This window comes from Collinsella sp. OM07-12 (genome assembly GCF_003438275.1).
GTDB lineage: Bacteria > Actinomycetota > Coriobacteriia > Coriobacteriales > Coriobacteriaceae > Collinsella.
On the sequence record NZ_QSTQ01000018.1, the window covers coordinates 38,892 to 55,121 of the forward strand.

14 protein-coding genes are annotated in these 16,230 nt (G+C 59.7%); 11 read left to right on the forward strand and 3 right to left on the reverse strand.

Annotated elements, in window-relative coordinates:
- Positions 1-8: 8 nt before the first annotated feature.
- From DXB98_RS07555 to DXB98_RS07565, 3 genes are all read left to right on the forward strand, one after another.
- Complete coding sequence (locus DXB98_RS07555) at positions 9-1,052, forward strand: sensor histidine kinase (protein WP_117743701.1); 1,044 nt, start codon at positions 9-11, stop codon at positions 1,050-1,052.
- A 178-nt stretch (positions 1,053-1,230) separates the two neighbouring features.
- Positions 1,231-1,521 (forward strand): helix-turn-helix domain-containing protein, encoded by a 291-nt coding sequence (locus DXB98_RS07560; protein ID WP_082435520.1) that lies wholly within the window; start codon positions 1,231-1,233, stop codon positions 1,519-1,521.
- Positions 1,521-2,813, forward strand: coding sequence for a HipA domain-containing protein (locus DXB98_RS07565; protein WP_117743702.1), 1,293 nt, complete (start codon positions 1,521-1,523; stop codon positions 2,811-2,813). Before DXB98_RS07560 ends, DXB98_RS07565 begins: the two co-directional genes overlap by 1 nt.
- Before the next feature lie 98 nt (positions 2,814-2,911).
- On the opposite strand, the gene DXB98_RS07570 is transcribed toward DXB98_RS07565, so the two are convergent.
- Positions 2,912-3,349, reverse strand: coding sequence for a universal stress protein (locus DXB98_RS07570; protein WP_055251269.1), 438 nt, complete (start codon positions 3,347-3,349; stop codon positions 2,912-2,914).
- Between the two features lie 245 nt (positions 3,350-3,594).
- On the opposite strand from DXB98_RS07570, the gene DXB98_RS07575 reads away from it, so the two are divergent.
- On the forward strand, positions 3,595-4,572 hold the full coding sequence (locus DXB98_RS07575) for an undecaprenyl-diphosphate phosphatase (protein ID WP_055251267.1): 978 nt from the start codon (positions 3,595-3,597) through the stop codon (positions 4,570-4,572).
- A gap of 293 nt (positions 4,573-4,865) precedes the next feature.
- A complete protein-coding gene (locus DXB98_RS07580; RefSeq protein ID WP_117743703.1) occupies positions 4,866-7,766 on the forward strand; it encodes an ATP-dependent helicase in 2,901 nt (966 codons plus the stop codon).
- Between the two features lie 382 nt (positions 7,767-8,148).
- Here the strand turns inward: DXB98_RS07580 and manA are convergent, their stop codons facing one another.
- Together manA and DXB98_RS07590 are read right to left on the reverse strand one after the other, a co-directional pair.
- Positions 8,149-9,081, reverse strand: a complete 933-nt coding sequence (gene manA / locus DXB98_RS07585; protein WP_369831391.1) for a mannose-6-phosphate isomerase, class I — start codon at positions 9,079-9,081, stop codon at positions 8,149-8,151.
- Between the two features lie 72 nt (positions 9,082-9,153).
- Positions 9,154-9,873 (reverse strand): GntR family transcriptional regulator, encoded by a 720-nt coding sequence (locus DXB98_RS07590; protein ID WP_117637077.1) that lies wholly within the window; start codon positions 9,871-9,873, stop codon positions 9,154-9,156.
- Positions 9,874-10,176: 303 nt separating this feature from the next.
- Between DXB98_RS07590 and DXB98_RS07595 the strand changes: the two genes are divergently transcribed.
- The 6 genes from DXB98_RS07595 to DXB98_RS07620 all read left to right on the forward strand — a co-directional run bounded on the left by DXB98_RS07595 (position 10,177) and on the right by DXB98_RS07620 (position 16,134).
- Complete coding sequence (locus DXB98_RS07595) at positions 10,177-11,577, forward strand: glycoside hydrolase family 1 protein (protein ID WP_117743705.1); 1,401 nt, start codon at positions 10,177-10,179, stop codon at positions 11,575-11,577.
- Between the two features lie 120 nt (positions 11,578-11,697).
- Positions 11,698-13,050: a PTS sugar transporter subunit IIC gene (locus DXB98_RS07600; protein WP_117743706.1), complete on the forward strand. Its 1,353-nt coding sequence runs from the start codon at positions 11,698-11,700 to the stop codon at positions 13,048-13,050.
- 153 nt (positions 13,051-13,203) lie between these two features.
- Entirely contained in the window at positions 13,204-13,506 is a 303-nt protein-coding gene (locus tag DXB98_RS07605; RefSeq protein ID WP_055285538.1) for a PTS sugar transporter subunit IIB, read from the forward strand.
- 9 nt (positions 13,507-13,515) lie between these two features.
- Positions 13,516-13,848, forward strand: a complete 333-nt coding sequence (locus DXB98_RS07610) for a PTS lactose/cellobiose transporter subunit IIA (RefSeq protein ID WP_199407153.1) — start codon at positions 13,516-13,518, stop codon at positions 13,846-13,848.
- Between the two features lie 242 nt (positions 13,849-14,090).
- On the forward strand, positions 14,091-15,044 hold the full coding sequence (locus DXB98_RS07615) for an ROK family protein (RefSeq protein ID WP_233505128.1): 954 nt from the start codon (positions 14,091-14,093) through the stop codon (positions 15,042-15,044).
- Between the two features lie 166 nt (positions 15,045-15,210).
- Positions 15,211-16,134 carry a manganese-dependent inorganic pyrophosphatase gene (locus DXB98_RS07620; RefSeq protein ID WP_117743708.1) on the forward strand — a complete coding sequence of 308 codons (924 nt, stop codon included), beginning with the start codon at positions 15,211-15,213 and terminating at the stop codon, positions 16,132-16,134.
- Positions 16,135-16,230: the final 96 nt, after the last annotated feature.

Here is a 16,230-nt window from a genome sequence, read left to right on the forward strand (position 1 = left end):
ACCCGGCCATGTCGTTTGGCAAGTTCTTTAAAGACGCGTTGCTGCCCGTTGCCGTGTGGACGTGCGGCGTGCTGCTGAGCTGCTTTGTGCTGACGGTGGCCGGCGCCCCCGCATCCATCGTGATCGTGGCGGTTGGCGTGTCCTTTGTCTTTGGCATGCTGGGTATTGTGATCGAATACGCGCGCCGTCGCCGCTTTTTGCACCAGCTGGAGCGTGCGGCCGAGGAGCTGGAGAGCCCTGCGTGGGTGCAGGAGATGGTGCAATGCCCAACCTATGCCGAGGGCGAGCTCGAGTACGAGGTTCTGCGCCGGGTGTGCAAAGCCGCGTGCGATGAGGTTGCCGAAGGCCGGCGTCAGACCGATGACTATCGCGACTATATTGAGAGCTGGGTCCACGAGGCCAAGCTGCCTCTGGCGGCAGCCCATCTGATTTTGGAAAACTTGGACGGCAGCGAAGACGACCTGTCGCGTGTGGATGATCTGGGTCGCGAGCTGACTCGCGTGGAACGCTATATCGACCAGGCGCTGTTCTATGCGCGCTCGGAAGTCGTGGAGCGCGATTACCTGATTCGCCGCTGGGATCTTAAGACCTTGGTGGCGGGTGCGATTAAGGCCAACGCGCGCGAGCTCATCGCGGCGCACGTGGCCCCGGTGTGCGAGAACCTCGACTTCGAGGTCTTTACCGACGAGAAGTGGCTCGAGTTTATCCTGGGCCAGCTCATTCAGAACAGCATTAAATATGCGTGCGAGGACGGCGCGAAGATCGTGTTTTCGGGCGCGTTGCTGGACGAGGGCCTGGCAAGCGAGCGCATTGAGCTTGCCGTCGCCGATAACGGCTGCGGCGTGTGTGCGGCAGACCTGCCACGCGTGTTCGAGAAGGGCTTTACCGGCGACAATGGCCGCACCACCAAGCGCGCAACGGGCATCGGCCTCTACCTGGTGGCGCGCCTGTGCTCCAAGATGGGCATCGACGTCACCGCGGCATCCGACCCCGGTGAAGGCTTTGTCGTAACGTTTGCCTTCTCGACGAACAAGTTTCAATACTTTGAGTAGCCGGCCCGTATGGCGCGGCCGATCGGAATCTTCCCGTCTGGGAACAAATCGGGGGCTTTTAACAACTATATTCCTGAACGGGAACATTGCTAATGAAGTCGATACTATATTCTCGTACATGAACATAGCTTAGTAGTTTTATACTGTGTTCACGAATAGGAATATAGCTAGGAGCATCATGAGAACAGTGACAACGATTAAAAAGCTGGATGGGCGCATCAAGCTCAAGCCGTCAGAAGCTGCTTTCTCGGAGCGCATGGTTTTCGATCCGGCCGAGATGGGGAAGGCCCTCAGGCTCAGAAGGCGTGAGCTTGGCTTAACTCAACGTGACGTCGCGACTATGACGGGTCGCAGCCTTCGTGTGATCGGTGATATCGAGCGGGGGCGGACAACGGTCGAAATTGGCGTCATTTTCGACTACGCCTCCATCGTGGATATCGATTTTATTCTGAAGGTGAGGGGAAAATAATGGATGGCGCACTGTTCGTTCATCGTGAGTTTAATGGTTCCTACCAGCTGGTTGGCGTATTAGAGGAAAACGCCGGGCTTCCGATATTCGCCTATGACCCCAAGTATCTCGAGAGTGCTGATGCGGCCCCGATTTCGGCCTCGCTGCCTTTGTCGGCCGAGGCGTTCAGCCCGGACGTAACGGGCTCCTTTTTCTCTGGCATCATTCCAGAGGGGCAGCTTAATAGGGACCTCGAGAAAAGGGCGCGAGCGGAACGCGGAGATTACTTTAAGGTGCTCGATTTGGTCCGCGATGAACCCGTCGGCGCTCTTGTTTTGACGCGAGAGCCTTCGGCCGAGGGTCTCGAAATGGGCTATGAAGAGATAGATGGGGAGCGGCTAAGCAGGCTGGCATACGCACCGGCGGAGGTTGCTTTTGACTTAGCGCTAGAGAGTCGAATCTCCCTTGCGGGTGCTCAGGCGAAGGTTGGCCTTTACCATACGGGCGATGACCCGTGCGGCGGATGGTACCTGCCTCATGGAGCGGCTCCATCTACGCACATCCTCAAGGCGGGGTCGAAAACGTTTCCGGGCGAGACGGTGTGTGAAGCAATGTGCGTTAGAACCGCATCTCTGATGGACCTATCGGCCGAAGAATGCTTTCTAATCCGGGTTGAGGACGCCGAGCCGATTATCGCTGTGAAGCGATTTGATCGAGTAACGTCGGATGACGGACGCTCGGTTGATGGATTGCCAATTCCATATCGTTTGCACCAGGAAGATGTTTGTCAGGCCAAGGGTATCTCGCGTGAGCTTAAATATGAGCCGACGGGCGTCAATTATCTGGGACTTATCGTCGATGCGGTGCGAAGGGTGTCGACTAATCAAATGGAGGATAGGTTCCTTATCGGCTATAACCAGCTGTTCGATTATGCCGTAGGTAACTGCGATAACCATCTTAAGAACTGGTCGCTCGTGTGGGACGAAAGTTGGAAACAAGTGAGGTTGGCGCCGCTCTATGACGTGCTGTGCACAACGGTTTACCCCAGCCTTGTTCGCGAGATGGGCGTCTCGTTTGGTGGGAGCCGGAAGATCGACGATGTAACGCGCGGATCGGTGATGAACCAAATGATCGAGGCGGGTTTGCCCGCGGGAATCGTTGCCGGGATGATAGCCGACACCTGCAATGAGGTTCCAGACGCACTAAGAGACGCCGCGCGCGGTCTCAAAGAAGATGGTTTTCCCGAGGCGGAGGTAATGTTCGAGAAGATCATTCCAGAAGTACAAGCCCGTCTAAGCAGGATCGCCTCATAACAAAACGCGCCGCCCCGATCGGGGCGGCACGCCATCTTTCTTATCAGCCAGCTCGCTGAAGTAAGGCTGCGAAGGCCCCGCGGCCGGTGGGAGCAACGCTACTTCACGACCAAGATGTCGCAGTCGGTGTTGCGTAGCAGGAACGTCGAAATCGAGCCCAGTAGCGCATACTTGATCGAGGACAGGCCGCGGGCGCCGCAGAGCACCAGGTCGGGCTTGACCACGTCGAGCATCTCGTCTTTGAGCGTCTCGCGAATACGACCGGCGCGAATCATGACCTCGACCTCGGGAATATCAGGATTGGCCTTGGCCTCTTCGAGCTGCTTGGCGATGGAGTTGTTAAATGCCTCCTCCAGACCGTTGACCAGATCGACCGGATAGGAACCGGCGCTCTCGAGCGCCGTGGAATCGATAACGTGGCCGATAATCAGCTTAGCGCCGTTGTTCGCGGCGACCTTGATGGCGCGTGCGAGCACAAAATCCTGCTGCTCAGTACCGTCGAGTGAAACAAATACCTTGGTGTAGCCCTCGTTCATGGTTTCCTCCTTGGTCTATCGCACGGGCGCGGGGCTCGTGCGTCGGGCGGGCGCGGATGCGTGGCCGCCGGACACTTTATCTTGTTGCAGTTATACCCAAGATTTTGGTTTGACCGCTCGCAATTCTGTGAACGGGCGAGTTTTTTGGTAAGGGTAGGCGCAGACGCGCCCGAACGGTTGATAATGGGACAACGCCCGCACCGTCCGCAGAATAATATCGGCGGGTGTCTAACGAGGGGGTTCCTTTGGATATCATCGAGCTTCTAAAATCTGCCTTCATGGGCCTGGTCGAGGGCATTACCGAATGGCTGCCCGTTTCGTCGACCGGTCACATGATCTTGGTGGACGAGTTCGTCAAGATGAACGTGAGCGAGACGTTCTGGAATATGTTCCTGGTCGTGATCCAGCTTGGCGCCATTTTGGCCGTCTGCGTCCTGTTCTTCTACGACCTTAACCCGTTTTCTCCCAGCAAGGGCAAGGAGGGCCGTCGCGACACCTGGGTGCTGTGGGGCAAGATTGTGCTCGGCTGCATTCCCGCCGCGGCAATCGGTCTGCCGCTCAACGACTGGATGGAGGAGCATTTCTACAATGCTCCCGTCGTGGCACTGGCGCTCATCGTATACGGCGTGCTGTTTATCGTGATCGAGAACTGGCGCGCGAACAAGCGCGAGCAGGCTGCTCTTGCCGGTTCGTTTGGTTCTCGAGCCGTGACGTCGGGTGGGCGTCCCGCTGGCGCACACTTTGCCGCACCCGCTGCGACTGCCGCTGCAGACGACGATGACGATAACCTGGACTTTGGGTCCATCGCTACGCTCGAGGACCTGAGCTGGAAGACCGCACTGGGCATCGGTTGCTTCCAGGTGCTTTCGCTGGTGCCTGGTACGTCTCGCTCCGGTTCTACCATCATCGGTGGCCTGCTTTTGGGCTGCACGCGTTCGGTGGCGTCCAAGTTTACGTTCTTCCTGGCCATCCCTGTCATGTTTGGCGCGAGTGCGCTCAAGCTGGTCAAGTACTTTATTAAGGGCGGTACGTTCGGCGCCAACGAGGTCGCTATCTTGGGCGTGGGCTGCGTTGTGGCCTTTGTGGTTTCACTCATCGCCATCAAGTGGCTCATGGGCTTCGTTCGCCGTCACGACTTTAAGTGCTTCGGTGTTTACCGCATCATCCTGGGCATCGTAGTGCTCGCATACTTCTTCGTTCTGGAGCCGATGCTCGGCCTCTAACTTAGTCGACGCTGCGCGGCGGCCAGAGCGACAACTTGTCATTCAAAGAGGGTGGCATGACCAAAAGGTCTATGCCGCCCTCTTTTCATGTCAATTTGTTCGCTCTGGCCGCCGCTCGCTACCGTTGCCGTGACATCGGTGGCTCCGTGATTGGTCCAATGGGGTCAGGTTTGGCGGCGGCGCACGGAGTCGTGGTGTGATTTGCGTCGGTGTCCGTGCGGCTCGGTATACTGGTACGGCTCAAACTATGGCGCTGCCCGCAGGCGCGCCGTCCGTCAGATGAGGAGTCGCCCATGACCCAGCCCTTGCCCTGGGAAAAGAACACCGCGGTACCCGTGCCGCCCGCGCCGGAACCCGTGCCACTCGATGCATACGCCGCCCCCGCCGCGCCGGAACCCGAACTTGTCCCGCTCGACATCTACGACGCTCCCGCGCCGGCTCCTGCGCCCGCAAAGCCGCTTGTCGACATCGACAGCCTTAATCCCGCCCAGCGCGAGGCGGTCCTCACCACCGAGGGCCCGCTGCTGGTCCTTGCCGGCGCCGGCTCGGGTAAGACCCGCGTCCTGACCTTCCGCATCGCGCATATGCTCGGCGACCTGGGCGTTAAGCCTTGGCAGGTGCTTGCCATCACGTTTACCAACAAGGCCGCGGCAGAGATGCGTGAGCGTCTGGCGGCGCTCATCCCCAGCGGCACCCGCGGCATGTGGGTATGCACGTTCCACGCCATGTGCGTGCGTATGCTGCGCGAGGACGCCGACCTGCTGGGCTACACCGGTCAGTTCACCATCTACGATGACGATGACTCAAAGCGCATGGTGCGCGATATTATGCAGGCGCTCGGCATCGAGCAAAAGCAGTTTCCCATTAACATGATCCGCAGCAAGATCAGCTCGGCCAAAAACGCCATGATCGGGCCCGAGGACATGCTCAAATCCGCCGACAGCCCCAATGACAAAAAGGCCGCGCAGGTCTACCTGGAGCTGGAGCGCCGCCTGCGTGCTGCCAACGCGATGGACTTCGACGACCTGCTCGTGCGCACGCTCGAGCTGCTGCGCACCCGCCCCGAGGTGCTCGACAAATACCAGGAGCGCTTCCGCTACATTAGCGTCGACGAGTATCAGGACACCAACCACGTCCAGTACGAGATCGCCAACCTGCTGGCCGCCAAGTACCAAAACCTCATGGTCGTGGGCGACGACGACCAGTCCATTTACAGTTGGCGCGGCGCCGACATCACCAACATCCTGGACTTTGAGCAGGACTTTAAAAACTGCAAGACCGTTAAGTTGGAGCAAAACTACCGCTCCACGGGCCATATCCTGAGCGCCGCCAACGCCGTGGTGCGCCACAACTCGCAGCGAAAGGACAAGCGTCTGTTTACGGCCGAGGGCGATGGCGAGAAGATCCAAGCCTTCCAGGCGAGCGACGAGCGCGACGAGGGCCGCTGGATTGCCGGCGAGATTGAGAAGCTGCATGCCAAGGGCACGAGCTACGACGATATCGCCGTGTTCTACCGCACCAACGCCCAGTCGCGTATTCTCGAAGATATGTTCCTGCGTGCGGGCGTGCCCTACAAGATTGTCGGCGGCACGCGATTCTTCGACCGCGCCGAGATCCGCGATGTCATGGCTTACCTCAAGATGATCGTGAACCCGGCCGACGAGATGAGCGTCAAACGCGTCATCAACACGCCGCGCCGCGGCATCGGTTCCACCTCGATTCAAAAGATCGAGCAGCTGGCGCGCGACAACCGTTGCTCGTTCTTCCAGGCCTGCGAGATTGCGACAGCCGAGACGGGCATGTTTAGCGCCAAGGTGCGTAATGGCCTGTCGAGCTTTGTGGCGCTGGTGCGCGAGGGCCGTCGCATGGACGGCGAGCTCAAGGACGTCGTCGAGATGATTGTCGATAAGACGGGCCTGCTGAAGGCTTTTCGCGCCGAGGGCACCATGGAATCCGAGAGCCGTGCCGAGAACATCCAGGAATTCCTGGGCGTTGCCGCCGAATTTGAGGAGACGCACGAGGATATTGAGGGTACGCTCGAGAGCTTGGAAGAGCTGCGCGCGGCTGGCGTTGCCGATGTGCCGGCCGGCGCTGAGCCCGAGCCCGTTGTGGTGAGCGCACCTGCGCCCGAGCCGGGACCGTCCGCGCCCGCGTCTTCGTTTGAAGCGCTTGTCGGCGCGCGCGATGCCGCGGGCACCAATCCGCTCGATAGCTTGGCCACTCCGGCACTCTCGCCGCAGGACGCCTTGGCCGCTGCCATCGCGGGCAACGCATATGCTGCGCCGACGCAGCTGCCGGCGGGTGCCGTGCATGCCGATGAGATTGAGCGCACCTATGGCCCGCTTACCTGCAAGGCGCTGCCGGCGCTCATGGAGTGGCTGGCCCTACGTTCCGACTTGGATTCCCTGGCCGGCGAGACGCATGCCATCACCATGATGACCATCCACTCCGCAAAGGGCCTGGAGTTCCCGGCGGTGTTCGTGGCCGGCATGGAGGAGGGTATCTTCCCGCATGTGCACGACTTTGGCGGCAGCGATGATCCGGGCAAGCTCGAGGAGGAGCGTCGCCTGGCCTACGTCGCCATCACGCGTGCCCGTAAGCGCCTGTTCTTGACCTATGCGGCCACGCGCCGTACGTACGGCTCAACTTCTGCCAACCCGCGCTCGCGCTTCCTCAACGAGATTCCGTTTGAGGATATCGAGTTCAGCGGTATCGGTTCTGCCGGTTTTGAGGGCACGGGCTGGGAGAAGCGCGGCGACCGTCGCGGCACCTTTGGCTCGGGCATGGGCTCGGATATGTACGGCGGCAAGGTGTTTGGCTCGCATACGCGCTCGACCGGCGGTTCCGCCTCGCGTGGCGGATCGAGCTTCGACGATTTCTTTGGCGGCAGCAGTTATGGGACCGAGCGTCATCGCGGGGTCTCGCCCGACGCCGGCCGTGTCGCCTCGACCTTTGGCTCGGGTGCATCGCGAGCCAAAAAGCCGTCGTCCAAGGTGTCGCCGACGGTGGAGCGCAAGGTCGATCGCGCGAGCGCGTCGCAGGACTTTGCCGCGGGCGATACCGTGAGCCACAAGACCTTTGGCACGGGTACCGTGATCTCGGTCGCCGGAGACATGATCGAGGTTCAATTCGAAAAGACCGGCCAGACCAAAAAGCTAATGAAGGGCTTTGCACCTATAGTGAAACTGACCTAGGCGGCTTTCCCAGGCACGGCACCTCGGCCTTCAATCGTCGGGCATGACCTCAAGGTCTATGCCCTCCTCTTTCAGGCCGATCTGCCGCACCTGGAAAACCCGTACATCCGGCTGGCGGGCACGCCGGGGGCTTTGGTCGCCTGCTCGGGCAGTCCTGCGCAAGACGGAGAGCACATTAAGTGCTCTCCTTTGCGTGCGGAACTCGCGACCGATGTTGCCCTATACGCCCACCCAGGTCCTCAGGTAACGTTGCTTGCGAACAACGCTCTGCTCGTTCGCTTTTTGGTCTGGAGAGCCGGGTGGGCTGATAAATGGATATGAGTAGGGGCTCCCCGTTGATGGACGGGAGAGCCCCTTGTTGCGTTTGGGTTGTTGTTGTGGCTTACAGGTGGCTGATGATCAGTTCCATCTTGCCTTCGAGGTCGATGGAGGTGACGGTGCTGGGGGCTAGCAGATGGCTTCCCTTGTGGACGGGGTCGCCGCAGACGGTGCCTTCGCCGTCGATGACCGACAGGCACATGAAGGGCCAGCGCTGCTCCAAGGTCTTGCTGCCGTTGACGCGCACGCGATCGACGGTGTAGCAGGGGTTGGACTCGAGCTCAGTCACGCCGTCGACCTCGGGTGCGGTCACGGTGCCGTCGGTCGGAGCCTGAGCATCAAAGTTGATGCAATCCAGACTCTGCTCAATGTGCAGCGGACGCAGCTTGCCATCGGTGCCGGGGCGGTCGTAGTCATACAGGCGATATGTCACGTCGCTCGACTGTTGCGTCTCCAAAATGAGCGTGCCGGTCTTGATGGCGTGCACGGTACCGGAATCAATCTGGAAAAAGTCGCCCTTGTGGATCGGCAGCACGTTGAGCATGTCGTCCCAGCGGCCGTCCTTGATCATCTGTGCGGCCTCAGCGCGATCCTTGGCGCGCTGCCCGACGATAATCGTGGCGCCGGGCTCGCAGTCCAGGACATACCAGCACTCGGTCTTGCCCAGGCTGCCGTTCTCGTGCTTCGCGGCGTACTCGTCGTTGGGATGAATCTGGATCGAAAGGTCGTCCTTGGCGTCCAGAATCTTAATGAGCAGCGGGAACTCCTTGCCCTCGCAATTGCCAAAGAGCTCGCGGTGCTCGGCCCACAGCCACGACAGCGTGTGGCCTGCATATGGGCCCTCAGCAATCTGGCAGTCGCCGTTGGGATGGGCCGAGATAGCCCAGCACTCACCGATGGGACCCTCGGGAATGTCGTAACCAAATACGGTTTCGAGCTGGCGGCCGCCCCAGATCTTTTCGTGGAAGATCGGCGTGAGTTTAATCAAATCGGACATGTGCATACTCCCATAAGGTTGTGCGGGTGCCGCGTAAGACAGCTCAAAACGAGCACCCACCGGATTACAAAACTAGGCCAGCGTTACGTTGTGTAGCTCAAAGCGGTCGCCTACGTTGTGCGAGATAGAATATTCAAACGCGGTGCCGCTATCCAAGAAGCCAATCTGGTTGAGTTCGAGCAGGGGGGAGCCGGGTTTGGTATCCAGGCGCTCAGCCTCTTCCTCAGTTGCCGCGACAGCGCGAATGGTGCGATGGAAGCTTGAAATCTTCAGCCCGCATTGCTCGCGGATAAAGCCGTAGACCGATCCGTACAGGTCCTTCTTTTTAAGGCCCGGGATCAGTTCGAGCGGCATATAGGTGTACTCGATGACGATGGGCTTCTCGTCGACCTGGCGCACGCGCACGATGTGATAGGCGAAGTCATCCTCGGCCATTCCCAGCTGGGTCGCAACCTCTGCCGGCGGATTGACGATCGAGAAATCGTAGACCACCGAGGTCACCTTTTCCCCGCGGTGCTCATACGAAAAGCCCTGGGCACGATCGTTCTTGCCTTGAAAAAACACCTGGCCGGGAAGTCCCGCCGTGTCCTTGACGTAGGTGCCCGATCCGCGCCGGCTGGTAATAAGGCCTTCCTCGGTGATCTGCTCAATCGCCCGTTTGACGGTGATTTTGGAAACGCCATAGAGCTCACAGAACTCAACGACGGTGGGCAACTTATCGCCCGGTTTAAGTGCGCCGTCCTCGATGCTTCGACGGATATCTGCAGCTATCGCCTCGTATTTGGGAATCATGCAATCCTCCCTTCATATTTGCGTCGATATTTAAAAAGTATACCTACTTAAAAAAGCATCCATATGGCTTTCATGAAAGAAGTTCGATAAAGAAAAATGAAAAAGACGCTTTACATAGAAAATTAGAGCGCTATAGTTACAGACAACAAGCGAGATGCATTGGCGTTTCCTTGTACTGTTTGGGGACGGTTTTGTTTTGGCGGGTTGGATATCGGTATGACCGGTGCGCGCCCGCGCCGGATAACCTGCCAAGGCAAACCCGTCTCCAACCGGAAGCTCTAGAACACGAAAGCGAGGACTTTGATGGCACAGTATCAGCTGCCCCGTGACTTCTTTTTTGGCGCTGCTATGTCCGGCCCGCAGACTGAGGGTCAGTGGAATCAGGGCGGCAAGCTCGAGAACCTGTGGGACACCTGGTCCATCCAGGATCTGGGTTCGTTCTACAACTGCGTTGGCTCTTATGCCGGCAATGACTTTATGGCCAAGTACCAGGAAGACTTTCGCATTTTGAAGGACTTGGGCCTGAATACCTATCGCACTTCCATCCAGTGGAGCCGTCTGCTCGATGCCGACGGCAACCTTAATGGGGAGGGCGCTGCATGGTATCACGAGCTGTTCCGCGCCTCTCGCGAGGCCGGCCTGGAGCCGTTTGTCAACTTGTACCACTTTGACATGCCCACCTACCTCTTTAACCGCGGCGGCTGGGAGAGCCGTGAGGTCGTTGAGGCTTACGCGCATTACGCCGACGTCGCCTTCCACGAGTTTGGCCAGGAGATTAAGTACTGGTTTACCTTTAACGAGCCCATCGTCGAGCCCGAACAGCGCTATCAGGAGGGCGTGTGGTTCCCGCAGCTCCACGACTTTAGCCGCGCCCGCACCGTGCAGTATCACATTTCGCTGGCGCATGCGCTGGCCGTGGCCAACTATCGTAAGGCCTATGACGAGGGCGCTATTCGCGCCGATGCCAAAATCGGCATGATCAACTGCTTTACCCCGGTCTACACCAAGGATAACCCCAGCGAGGCAGACCTCGAGGCCGTGCGTATGACCAGCGGCATCAATAACCGCTGGTGGCTCGACCTCATTACCAAGGGCGAGCTCCCTGCCGACGTGCTCGACAGCCTGGCCGAGGGCGGCGTTAAGCTCCCGTTCCGTGCTGGAGACCAAGAGATTCTCAAGCAGGGTGTTGTCGACTGGCTCGGTTGCAACTACTACCACCCCACGCGTGTTCAGGCGCCGGCGAGCAAGGTCGACCAGTGCGGCCTGCCGCACTTTGCCGACGAGTACGTATGGCCCGACGCCGTTATGAACGAGAGCCGCGGCTGGGAGATCTACCCGCAGGGCCTCTACGACTTTGGCATGGACTGCGCCAAGAACTACCCCGATCTTGAGTGGTTCGTTTCCGAGAACGGCATCGGCATCATGGACGAATACAAGAACCGTGACGCCGAAGGAACCATCCAGGATGACTACCGTGTCGACTTTGTACGTCAGCACCTGGAGTGGGTGGCCAAGGCCATCGACGAGGGCGCCAAGTGCCGCGGATACCATTATTGGGCCGTTATCGATAACTGGTCTTGGGCCAATGCCTTTAAGAATCGTTACGGCTTTGTCGAGGTCGACCTTATGGACGGCTACAAGCGCCGTCTTAAGAAGTCGGCGGCCTGGCTCAAACAGGTCGCCACGACCCACGTGGTTGATTAGCGACCGGGCGAAGTCCCAGACCGCGCGCCGCCGCGCGCAACACATGGCACATCTGGTGGCAGAGGGCGACAGACCACCGTGCGAATAGGAAAAGGCCGGATTTGATAGTTAGGAGCAATCATGGCCAGTGACAACGGAAAGAGCTTCCTCGACAAGTTTGCCGAGGTCTCTGCGAAGGTGGGAAACCAGGTTCACCTGCGTTCCCTGCGCGACGCCTTCGCGACCATCACGCCGCTCTATATCCTTGCGGGTATCGCGGTTCTTATTAACAGCGTCGTGTTCCCCCTGTTCCCGCTCGATGCGGCGGGCCTTGCCAACCTTCAGACGTGGGGTTCGGCAATTACGCTGGGCACCCTCAACGTCTCTGCTATTATCTTGGCCGGATTGATTGGCTACAGCCTCGCCAAGAACAAGCGTTTCGATAACCCGCTCGCTTGCGTGGTCGTCGCTATCTCTGCTTTCGTCATCATGATGCCGCAGCAGGTTACCGCCACGCTTGCCGCCACGAGCCCGCTGCTCACCGACAAGATCACCTCCGCCGAGGTCACGGGCGCCCTTTCGACTGCCAACACCGGCACCAACGGTCTGTTCTCGGCTATTATCATCGCCCTGCTTTCCGTCTCGCTCTTCATCAAGATTTCTGGCGTCGAGAAGCTCAAGGTTAAGCTGGGCGAGGGCGTGCCTCCCGCGGTCTCCAACTCCTTCAACGTCATGATCCCGATGCTGCTCAACCTCGCGATCTTCGCTCTTGCCGCAGCTCTGCTCGCCGTGTGCGCCGGCACCGATCTGTGCGCCATCATCTCCACGTGCATCTCCAACCCGCTCAAGAGCATCATGAACGCCGGTCCGTGGGCTGTTATCCTCATCTACACCCTTGCCAACCTGCTGTTCTGCGTCGGTATTCACCAGTCCACCATCTCTGGCGCTACCGTCGAGCCGATCCTGACCATGCTCATCGTCGACAACATGGCTACCTTTGCCGCCGGTGGCACCATCCAGCCCGATCACTACATGAACATGCAGATCGTTAACAGCTTCGCCCTCATCGGCGGCTCGGGCTGCACCCTCATGCTTCTGCTCGACACGCTCCTGTTCTCCAAGAACAAGGCTTCCGAGACCGTTTCCAAGATGGCTATCCTGCCTGGTCTGTTCAACATCAACGAGCCGGTTATCTACGGTTACCCCATCGTGTACAACCTGCCGCTCATGATCCCGTTTGTCCTCCTTCCCGACTTGTTCATCGGCATCACCTATGGCCTTACCTGCGCGGGCATCATCAGCCCTTGCATTGCCCAGGTGCCTTGGACCATGCCCCCCGTCATCAACGCTCTGCTTGCTACGGGCTTTGACTGGCGCGCTGGCGTGTGGCAGGCGCTCGAGCTTGTCATCGGCATGGCTGTCTACCTGCCCTTTATGAGGATCTCCGAGAAGGCTATCGCTAAGCAGGAGGCTCTTGCCGAGCAGAACGCTTAAACGTCGTTCTCCCTTCCACCGTTGCGGGCACCGGTACGCGGTGCCGATGCCCGCGGCTCTCCTCTTGTGTGAAGACGCAGGGGGTGGGCACAATAACCGCAAGAAATACAACCAGTTGTCGTCTGCGCGCCGCGCAGTTATAAGGAGGAAACCATGAAGAAGATCATGCTCTGCTGCAATGCCGGTATGTCCACGAGTCTGCTGGTCCAGAAGATGCAGGCCGAGGTTGCAAACCGTGGTCTGGATATCGAGATCGAGGCTCGTCCCATGAACGAGGCCCACGATCACCTGGACGAGTGCGACATGTTGTTGCTTGGCCCGCAGATCGGCTACACCAAGGGCGATTTTGAGAAGGAGGCCGCTGGCCGCTTCCCGGTCGAGGTCATCAACATGGTCGATTATGGTCGCATGAACGCCGCCGGCATCATCGACCACTGCGTTAGCGTGATGGGCTAGGTGCAGCATATGGAGGATATGAACGAGTTGCAGATGACCTGCTTCGAGATCATCAGCTACGTCGGTACCGCCAAGAGCATGTACATCAATGCCGTGCAAAAGGCCAAGGAGGGTGATTTTGACGCCGCCGAGGAGCTTATCAAGCAGGGCGACGAGGCCTATAACGGTGGCCACGATGTTCACATGGGGCTTCTGAAGAAGGAGGCCAACGGCGAGCGTAACGGTGAGGCTCCGTTGATTCTGCTGCATGCCGAGGACCAGATGGCCGGCACCGAGACCATGCGCGTCATGGCCACGGAGCTCATCGAGGTCCACAAGCAGCTGCAGGCACTGAAGGCCTAGCTGGCGTTATCGCCGCGACGGACCGTGCAATCCAACAGACAATACAGTCCCTTTCACGGGCGCCGGGAGCCTCCGCCTCTCGGCGCTTGTTGTTTTTGGCGAAGGCCTTTCGCGGCCTGCTGAGCGGACATTCGCGTTTTCCCAGATAAAACCTGCCAAAACAAACCTGTCCCTTTTTGGCAGGTTTTTGCCTTGGGAGCGGTACCATACTGGCAATGTTTAAACGAGAAAGGTGGGCTCCCATGGAACCTAAGCAGTACTACATCGGCATTGACGTCGGCGGCACTTCGGTTAAGGAGGGCCTGTTCGACGAGGACGGCAACCTGCTTGCCAAGGCCAGCGTGCCCACGCCTCCCATCGTTGACGCTGCGGGCTTTGCCGCGGTGACCGAGGCCATCGACCAAGTGGTCGCCAAGGCACAGATTCCGCGCGCCTTTGTGGCGGGCATTGGCCTGGCCGTTCCGTGCCCCATCCCGGCTTCGGGCGACGCCAAGGTCAAGGCCAACATTGCCATTAACCTGCCCGAGCTTAAGATCGCCATTCAGGAGCACTGCCCCGACGCGGTCGTTAAGTACGAAAACGATGCCAACGCCGCTGCTATGGGCGAGGCTTGGCTCGGCTCTGCCAAGGGCGTGCAGAACGTGGTGATGGTCACCATCGGTACCGGCGTGGGCGGTGGCGTTATCGTCAACGGCGATGTGGTATCGGGCGTTGTGGGCGCCGGCGGCGAGATCGGCCATATGTGCCTGAATCCTGCCGAGGAGCGCACCTGCGGCTGTGGCGGCCATGGCCACCTGGAGCAGTATTCCAGCGCTACCGGTGTGGTGAGCAACTACCTTGCCGAGTGCAAGAAGGCGGGCGTCGAGCCCATCGAGCTCACCGGCCCCTCCGATTCCAAGGACGTGTTCCAGGCCTGCCGCGAGGGCGACAAGCTCGCGCTGGCCGCGGCCGATACCATGGCCGATTATCTCGGTCGTGCTCTGGCGCTTATCGCCAACGTGGTCGACCCCGAGATGTTCCTGATCGGCGGCGGTGCCTCTGCCTCGGCCGATGTCTACCTCGATGCGGTTCGCGAGCACTTCCAGCACTATGCGCTTTCCGCCTCGCGCGAGACGCCTATCGAGGTCGCCTCGCTCGGCAACGACGCCGGCATCATCGGTGCCGCCTACGTAGCCCTGCGCGCCGCCGGCAAATAGCTGGTGCAAGGGGGACAGGTTACTTTGCGCCAACATGGTGCAGAGGGGGCAGACTTTGCCCCAGCGCCTGCCCCAATTTGTGCTGCGGCCCTTCCATCTCATAGGGTTCGGCGTCAGCGTGCTACCATAGCTACGTCCAAGTACACATATCAAGTGGAGGATTTCCATGGCAAACGTTCTTGTCTTTGGTCACCAGAATCCCGATAACGACGCCATCATGAGCGCCGTCGTCCTGTCCCAGCTGCTCAACCAGGTTGAGTATGCCGGCAACACCTACGAGGCTTGCGCCCTTGGTCAGCTTCCGGCAGAGTCTGCCAAGCTGCTCGCCGACGCCGGCATCGCCGAGCCCCGCGTGATCGATTCCGTCGAGGCCGGTCAGCTCGTCGTCCTCACCGACCACAACGAGTCTGCCCAGTCTGTCGCCGGCCTTAAGGACGCCACGGTCTTTGGCGTTGTCGATCATCACCGCATCGGCGACTTCGAGACCGCCGGCCCGCTGCACTACATCTGCCTGCCCTGGGGCTCCAGCTGCACCATCGTCACCAAGCTCGCCGACGTGCTCGGCGTTGAGCTTTCCGACGTCCAGGCTAAGCTGCTGCTCTCGGCTATGATGACCGATACGCTCATGCTCAAGAGCCCCACCACCACCGCCGCCGACCGCGTCGTCGCCGCTAAGCTCGGCGAGCAGGTGGGCGTCGACCCGGTCAAGTTTGGCATGGAGGTCTTCCTCACCCGTCCGTCCGGCTCCTTCACTGCAGCCGAGATGGTCGGCAACGACATCAAGATGTTCGAGCCCGCCGGCAAGAAGCTGCTCATCGGCCAGTACGAGACCGTCGACAAGACCCGCGCACTCGGCATGATTGACGAGATCCGCGAGGCCATGCGCGCCTACGCCGCCGAGAAGGGTGCTGACGGCATTGTCCTGTGCATCACCGACATCATGGAGGAGGGTTCGCAGGTCCTGCTCGAGGGCGAGACCGAGGCTGCTCAGAAGGGCCTGGGCATTGCCGACGAGCACGACGGCGTCTGGATGCCGGGCGTCCTCTCCCGTAAGAAGCAGGTCGCTGCCCCCATCATGGCCGCCTGCTAGTTTTTGTAACCTGCTCACGACCGGATCGCGGATGCTCCGCGCTCCGGTCGTTTTTTTCAAGACTTTAGTCTGCTGGCCGCGCAGCGGCCAGCTTTA

Coding starts and splice junctions, on each gene's coding strand:
- DXB98_RS07555 (WP_117743701.1), top strand. CDS start 9: ATGTCGTTTGGCAAGTTCTTTAAAGACGCGTTGCTGCCCGTTGCCGTG.
- DXB98_RS07560 (WP_082435520.1), top strand. CDS start 1,231: ATGAGAACAGTGACAACGATTAAAAAGCTGGATGGGCGCATCAAGCTC.
- DXB98_RS07565 (WP_117743702.1), top strand. CDS start 1,521: ATGGATGGCGCACTGTTCGTTCATCGTGAGTTTAATGGTTCCTACCAG.
- DXB98_RS07570 (WP_055251269.1), bottom strand. CDS start 3,349: ATGAACGAGGGCTACACCAAGGTATTTGTTTCACTCGACGGTACTGAG.
- DXB98_RS07580 (WP_117743703.1), top strand. CDS start 4,866: ATGACCCAGCCCTTGCCCTGGGAAAAGAACACCGCGGTACCCGTGCCG.
- manA (WP_369831391.1), bottom strand. CDS start 9,081: ATGTCCGATTTGATTAAACTCACGCCGATCTTCCACGAAAAGATCTGG.
- DXB98_RS07590 (WP_117637077.1), bottom strand. CDS start 9,873: ATGATTCCCAAATACGAGGCGATAGCTGCAGATATCCGTCGAAGCATC.
- DXB98_RS07595 (WP_117743705.1), top strand. CDS start 10,177: ATGGCACAGTATCAGCTGCCCCGTGACTTCTTTTTTGGCGCTGCTATG.
- DXB98_RS07600 (WP_117743706.1), top strand. CDS start 11,698: ATGGCCAGTGACAACGGAAAGAGCTTCCTCGACAAGTTTGCCGAGGTC.
- DXB98_RS07605 (WP_055285538.1), top strand. CDS start 13,204: ATGAAGAAGATCATGCTCTGCTGCAATGCCGGTATGTCCACGAGTCTG.
- DXB98_RS07610 (WP_199407153.1), top strand. CDS start 13,516: ATGGAGGATATGAACGAGTTGCAGATGACCTGCTTCGAGATCATCAGC.
- DXB98_RS07615 (WP_233505128.1), top strand. CDS start 14,091: ATGGAACCTAAGCAGTACTACATCGGCATTGACGTCGGCGGCACTTCG.
- DXB98_RS07620 (WP_117743708.1), top strand. CDS start 15,211: ATGGCAAACGTTCTTGTCTTTGGTCACCAGAATCCCGATAACGACGCC.